This is a genomic window from Mycobacterium sp. NGS17 (assembly GCF_059813205.1).
This window is the reverse complement of record NZ_JCALED010000032.1, coordinates 1-709: the sequence shown is the minus strand read 5'-3', so window position 1 is coordinate 709 and position 709 is coordinate 1. Positions and strand designations below refer to the sequence as shown.

At 62.9% G+C, this 709-nt stretch carries 1 protein-coding gene; it reads right to left on the bottom strand.

Annotation, left to right across the window (positions count from 1 at the left end; genetic code table 11):
• Positions 1-709, bottom strand: a 709-nt coding sequence (locus AC5Y7E_RS24215) for a condensation domain-containing protein (RefSeq protein ID WP_499950947.1), incomplete at both ends; no start/stop codon positions are given.

The window sequence follows — 709 nt, the reverse complement described above, 5'->3', positions numbered from 1 at the left end:
TGATACGCCAGACTCCGGGTCGGGTTGAGCCGCTCAACGAGCACCTCGAAAGGCACGTCCTGGTGGTCATAGGCGGCCAGGCCGCGCGCCCGTACCCGCGCCAACACCTCCGCACCAGTCGGATCCCCACCCAAATCCACCCGCAACACCAACGTGTTGACGAAAAAACCCACCAACTCATCCAGCGCAGGATCACGCCGCCCCGCAATCGGGAAACCCACCGCCACATCGCTACTCGCGCTGAGCTTGCCCAGCAACACCGCAAGCGCAGCCTGCACCACCATAAAACTGGTCACATCATGCTCACCGGCCACCGCACGCAGCCGCTGCTGCAACTCAGCCGACCACTCCACCGCCACCGTCGCACCCCGCTGATCAGCAACCAGCGGATAAGGCCGATCGGTGGGCAAGACCAACCGCTCAGGCATGTCGGCCAAAGTCTGCTGCCAATACGCCAACTGCTCACCGATGCGGCTCTCCCGATCATCGAGATCACCAAACTGGGCACGCTGCCACAACGTGTAATCGACATACTGCACCGGCAATTCAGCCCACCCAGGAGCCTGCCCCGCACAGCGACTGGCATACGCCGCACCCAAATCGGCCACCAGCGGCGCGATCGACCAACCATCGGCGGCAATATGATGCACCACCACCACCAACACATGCTCATCGCTACCCGTGCAGAAAAGCCTCGCCCGCAACGGAA